Source organism: Bacillus sp. MBGLi79, from assembly GCF_002953915.1.
In genome coordinates this window covers 609,764-615,039 of record NZ_CP026521.1, presented here as the reverse complement: position 1 = coordinate 615,039, position 5,276 = coordinate 609,764, and the positions used below count along the sequence as shown (strand labels likewise).

Sequence of the window (5,276 nt, the reverse complement as noted above, 5' to 3'; positions counted from 1 at the left end):
ATTACTTTTACACTTGCTTCGTTTTTTCTAGGAACAGTAAAAAGGATGCTACACGATGTAACACCCTTTTTATGCTTTGATTCTCCATATAAACTTTTAAACTAGTCATTCTACCATCCGGCAAGTATCTCGTCTTATAGAAGGTGTAACGATACTCAGCAAACCCTTTTACTCGTTCGCCCTCGACAACCAACATGCAGTCTCTACTTAAACTTCTAACAAAAACCAAAGATGTAATACCTACATTAAAACCTAACTTTTTAAATTTTTCATCAATCAAATTCATAAAAAGTCAACCCTATTTCTGTTAAAGAGCATAAGAAGGTAACCGCCAATTGAATGGTTCCCAATTAGTACGATCAATCTGTTCATAAGGAAATGATAATTTAAGATTTTTAATTAAATTACGATAATACTCTACATTTTGAACATCCTCTAAAATTTTCTCGAGATCAGTTGCGATTCCTATCATACATGTTTTAAAAGTTGATATTGCTGCAGAAAAGGCAGCTGATATTGCTTCGGATGCAGCTACTTGAAGTCCTAATGGCAACTTCGTTAAAAATGTACTATAGGCTGCATTTTCTGCGGATTTCTTTGTTTGCATTATACATTCTTGTATCCGTTTTTTTAAATTTAAAGAAGGTATGCCCTTGGTTCCAACCTGAATGTACATAACAAATCTACTTTTACGTCTTTGTAAACACCAATAACTCACCTTTATCTTTATTTTCTGTCCAAAAATTTTTCTAGTTATTGTTTTTGTGCACGTGCCTATTTTAAATTCTGGAATATTGGGAACAGAAAACAAAACACACCTCACTGAATTATTCATTATTTGACATTGGATAGTCCCTGCATAATCGATATACTGCGATTTTATTTGACTTTGTATTGTGTTCCAAGGTAAGTCCTTCTGAATATTAAAATTTGGCGGAACAGCTTCTGGAGCTTGTTCAACCTCATCAGGGACTTGTAAATATAAAGTTTGTCTTTCATTACCTAGAGGATCATTTGATAATGGATAATAATGATTATAAGGAATAACTGGATAATACACGAAGTGTTGTTGATATTGATTAATCAAGGGTTCATAACTTCTAGGTAAATAATAATAATAATAAGGTAAATACATACAATCGCCACCTTACATTTATTGTCAATTTACTGTTATGTTTATATATAGAAAATTAGAATTAAAAACAATGATTTTATTGAAAATCTAACCCCCATCCCCCGAATCACCGGGGGCTCCCTCGCCGGTAGGCAGGAACAAACGGTTGTTTGTTCAATGCCAAGAGGGTTTTGGTGGCGCTGAATATGTCAACTCCTTATCCTCACTTCGTTCCGGTACCGTTGACACATACGTTTAATCGCATCACCTGTGTTTATTAAAGGTTTAGCAGTTTGTTTTTAAACGATCATGTCAGCAACATCAGCCATATACACACCTAACATTTTTTTATGTTTGTCTGCCAGTTCAGCTTCTGCAATCATATCTGACAGATCGGTTTTCCCTAAATGTTCATCAGCTTCAAGCACCATTTTCATAGTGGGAGCACAAGAGTTACGAAGCCAATTTCTTGATTTCTGATAGAAGTCTCTTTGTGGTTTGACGTACAAAGGAAGTCTCCCAACATCACCTATAAAATCAGACCAAAAAAGGCTCGTTTTCCAATGCTCTCTAGTGATGTTTTCATCAGCATCAACGAACCTTACATAGTTATTAATGATCTGCATAGCGATTAAGGTTAAATCCTCTGTTTTTAATAAAGCATCTATAGCCACTTGTGCACGTTCATTTTTAAGCCGCAATTCATAACGATTCCAATCGCCTAGTTCTTCTAACGGAATGTTATACTTTTCTGCTTGTTCATAGTTTTTCTCATAAAAGCAAAGGTACGCTTCTGACTTTTTAGAACCGAAATATATTGTCGTTCCGCCTATAATGCCATCAGATAGATCAAAGGAGCCATTGAAATCGGATTTTCTAAAGCGTGAAATACATTCGCCCTTTTGGGCTTTCTTTAACAATTCCGGTATAGAAAAGTACGTCTTTTTATCATCAATAGCCAAATCAAAGCGAGTAAATGAACCGCCTTGTGCCATGCAATCTTGAAAGAAGTCGTACCATGTTTTCTTCCGGCACTCCAAGAAGGATTCAAATTGACGGCAACCTTGACCGGACATTTCTATCAAAACACCTCTGTTATCATCTGGCGCAGAATAAAAGACTTTGATATAGTCCAGTTCGTACGTGCCAACGTAGCCATAGAAACCAGATTGTTTCTCAGTCATAAAGTCTTTGCTAAGGTGAAGAACCTCTTCAATAATTCGATCAACATCATGAGTTTTAAAAGAGACTCGAATATAGTCAACCATTGATACCAAAGGACTTTCAACGGTTTCATTTTTTTCTTTTACGATTACTACCCCCCTGTTAGCGTGGGGGGGTTGTTTTAGCTCATCCATTCGCTTCGCTCACTCCTTCGCCGCTGGCCGTCTGGTCGCTTACGCTGCCGCTGGCGACTGCCGTCGCCTGCGCTCCCTCGACTCCAACCAGCGCATTTTTAATAGATGACATAAAATCATATCCTTTCGGCACGATAGGGCTGTAAAACTCCAACACTGAACCTGTGCCCACATTGGCATATCCTCGCCCTGTCTCCTTTTTATTCACATATGCTTTTTCAACATCGCCAAACATCATTCCGTAACCCGTATCGGACATTAAACCCAATGAAACACGAAAGCTAAACTGATCACGAATACCGTCAGCTAAATATTTTGCATCTGGACGTTGTGCGCCTAAAACGAGAAAATACCCCGCCTGTCTCCCCAACATGACCAACTGTTTCATGTAAGAAAGGGCTTCGTTTCTTTCTTTCATATCTAACAAATCCATAAAAGCCACATATTCATCAAAGAAGATAAAAACAGGTTTTAAGCCTAAATAGGCATAGTTTTCACCTGTCTTATAGTTAGACATTTGCTTCATTTCATCCATTCGTTCCATCATGCCATCTACAGACTTTCTCAGGCACATAAGAATACCGTTCTTTTGGGAATAGACCTTTTTCGGAAGTACTTCTTCCAAGTCTGCTAAATCTGCATTTTTAGGGTCTAGTATTCTTACATCTGCCCCCAGTCCAACACATGCCTTAATGATCGTTAGCATGAAGTATGTTTTCCCTCCACCTGTACCACCCGCAATAAGCATGTGCGGCAACTTATCAAATTGCCATGAGATATGCTTCATTAACGGAAGGACTCCATTCTCAGCTACTGCATCATCAATGGAAATACGATTCTTTTTGACATCGTAAAGAAGCTTAAAGCATACAAAGCCTTCTTCCATTTGTTTATCAACCAAGTCACAAAATAAGCCGTTTTCCAAATCCTTTCCCAAGTCTAGGAAGCGATTCTGAAAACGGCTCATGTCCATAGCAATACGAATATAGATGTGGTTGTTTTTGACCTGGTAATACATTCTAGGAAAGTATGTGATCTTTTCCTTTGTGTCAGTTTCATTTGAAAAGAGTTTTCTTACTTTCACATTTTCTCTTTCGTAAAACTTATTGGAGAAAATCATTTTTGCAATCTTTTTCCTGTGAAGAATTTTCTTATAGCTGTCAAAGAAAAGAAAGTAAGATGCAGCTATGCTTCCTACAGCAATTAACAGAGAGCATAACATGCTTTTGATGATTAAAGGCACATTCCACTCAAAATGTTTTATTAATCGAGTTATATCAAAATGAATCAGTTGTTCTCTCCAAAAGATGAACATAGACAATAAAAAAACAGGCACAAAGATAATTGCGCCTGCTAATTTTACGTTGTTTCTCATGTACGGGCGGATTCGTTTGCCCCTGTATTTCCAAAATCTTTTGTTTAAGAAATCACTCATATATATCACCCGCCTGCCGATTTGAGAGCATCATGTCATTTCTTTTCATTCCCGCCAGTTACCGCGGCAGGTTTAGAGGATACAGAAGACCCTGCGCCTTTTAATACTAAGTCTTCTGCTTCAACAGTCCAGTTTACGTTAGCGAAATTCCCATTCGCTCTTGCGGACGCCATGATTTTTGGATTTTTCAATTCAACATCCTTAAAGAAATCAAATTCCTTCAAATCCACATAAGCAGGAATTGTCACTTCAATCTGCCCACCTTGCACACTTGACCCTAGATTATAAATCCTCGATTCCAAAGTATCCGTTCTTTTTCCATCCACATAGGCATAGCGCTCACGGTTTAAACCTAAAAATTTCAGTTCACCAAAAGTCATGTTAATATCCGGTACGATAAAGTTTAAGTTCATTTTTCATATCCCCATTTCACTTTTTTATTATTTATTTTCAAAAGACCACTAAATTTCAATTTTATATTTTTGGATTCGCTCCGGTTCTGTATCCATCTTGGCGCTTATCAGTTGCTAACGGCTTTATGCCCTCGTGGCAACCTAGTAGGCTATTTATAGCCATCAAGCTGACTACAGCTATTCCGCACGCTTATTCTAGCCTGCTACAGCATTTAAAGTGATTGCTGTTCATCACTCAAATACTCACGCATGACATTTTTATAAAAGTGCCGTATAATAAAGGTGTCTAATCTTTACACGGCGTTCTTGATGATCATTCGTCAAGGCGCTTTTTTTGTATATGTAGTTTTCAAGGAACAAACCCTCCTAGCGACATAAGTTATACAGATCATCGTTATACAAAGTAAACACTTGGTTTTCCTTCTTACTCAATGGACGAGTAGACCAGATACACCACCAATCCCAGCCTTTTAACAACTCAGATATTTCTTCATTAGCCTTCATATAATTATCAGCATCAACAATGAATGTTTCACAAGTGGCATAATCTTTAAAATGGTTTAAATCCTTATCAGCCTTTAAAGCTTCAACATCAGTGATGATTGTTGCATTCACCCTTATTTTCATCGCATCCCCCCTTCAAAGGATTCTTAACGGCCTCCTATAGTGGTATATAACGTCACACTATGGATGATTGCCGCAGCTTTTCAATGTCTTTTCTTCCAATACCGTAATGCTTACATATCCTGCGATATGAAACGCCTTTTCGCAGTAATTCATTAACATTTTCATTTGTTAACGGAAGGTTTAAATAATGATTTATGATGACCGAATTAAGAGCAATCTTCATTCGCGCTATCCAATCACCTTCCATTTGTCTGGCCAACGGAACAGATTCTTTCATAAACGAGTTTGTTATTTCAGTGTTTATATAAATCACCCCGTTTTGCTCTCCT

At 37.5% G+C, this 5,276-nt stretch carries 8 protein-coding genes; all 8 read right to left on the bottom strand.

Annotated features, from left to right (window positions below; all coding sequences use genetic code 11):
* Window positions 1–7 precede the first annotated feature (7 nt).
* Window positions 8–286, bottom strand: coding sequence for a hypothetical protein (locus C1T29_RS03230; protein ID WP_103749756.1), 279 nt, complete (start codon window positions 284–286; stop codon window positions 8–10).
* A gap of 21 nt (window positions 287–307) precedes the next feature.
* A complete protein-coding gene (locus C1T29_RS03225) occupies window positions 308–1,135 on the bottom strand; it encodes a hypothetical protein (RefSeq protein WP_103749757.1) in 828 nt (275 codons plus the stop codon).
* A 278-nt stretch (window positions 1,136–1,413) separates the two neighbouring features.
* Window positions 1,414–2,472: a DNA relaxase NicK gene (gene nicK, locus C1T29_RS03220; RefSeq protein WP_103749758.1), complete on the bottom strand. Its 1,059-nt coding sequence runs from the start codon at window positions 2,470–2,472 to the stop codon at window positions 1,414–1,416.
* Entirely contained in the window at window positions 2,465–3,907 is a 1,443-nt protein-coding gene (conQ, locus tag C1T29_RS03215; protein WP_103749759.1) for a coupling conjugation protein ConQ, read from the bottom strand. The genes nicK and conQ overlap by 8 nt, the downstream gene beginning before the upstream one ends.
* Before the next feature lie 35 nt (window positions 3,908–3,942).
* Window positions 3,943–4,320, bottom strand: coding sequence for a YdcP family protein (locus tag C1T29_RS03210; RefSeq protein ID WP_103749760.1), 378 nt, complete (start codon window positions 4,318–4,320; stop codon window positions 3,943–3,945).
* Between the two features lie 61 nt (window positions 4,321–4,381).
* Window positions 4,382–4,486 (bottom strand): hypothetical protein, encoded by a 105-nt coding sequence (locus C1T29_RS03205; protein WP_142393711.1) that lies wholly within the window; start codon window positions 4,484–4,486, stop codon window positions 4,382–4,384.
* 200 nt (window positions 4,487–4,686) lie between these two features.
* The gene (locus tag C1T29_RS03200; protein WP_103749761.1) at window positions 4,687–4,947 is read right to left on the bottom strand and encodes a hypothetical protein; all 261 of its coding nucleotides are present in this window, start codon (window positions 4,945–4,947) and stop codon (window positions 4,687–4,689) included.
* A 52-nt stretch (window positions 4,948–4,999) separates the two neighbouring features.
* Window positions 5,000–5,260 carry a hypothetical protein gene (locus C1T29_RS03195; RefSeq protein WP_103749762.1) on the bottom strand — a complete coding sequence of 87 codons (261 nt, stop codon included), beginning with the start codon at window positions 5,258–5,260 and terminating at the stop codon, window positions 5,000–5,002.
* Between the last annotated feature and the right edge of the window lie 16 nt (window positions 5,261–5,276).

Coding starts and splice junctions, on each gene's coding strand:
- C1T29_RS03230 (WP_103749756.1), bottom strand. CDS start 286: ATGAATTTGATTGATGAAAAATTTAAAAAGTTAGGTTTTAATGTAGGT.
- C1T29_RS03225 (WP_103749757.1), bottom strand. CDS start 1,135: ATGTATTTACCTTATTATTATTATTATTTACCTAGAAGTTATGAACCC.
- nicK (WP_103749758.1), bottom strand. CDS start 2,472: ATGGATGAGCTAAAACAACCCCCCCACGCTAACAGGGGGGTAGTAATC.
- conQ (WP_103749759.1), bottom strand. CDS start 3,907: ATGAGTGATTTCTTAAACAAAAGATTTTGGAAATACAGGGGCAAACGA.
- C1T29_RS03210 (WP_103749760.1), bottom strand. CDS start 4,320: ATGAACTTAAACTTTATCGTACCGGATATTAACATGACTTTTGGTGAA.
- C1T29_RS03200 (WP_103749761.1), bottom strand. CDS start 4,947: ATGAAAATAAGGGTGAATGCAACAATCATCACTGATGTTGAAGCTTTA.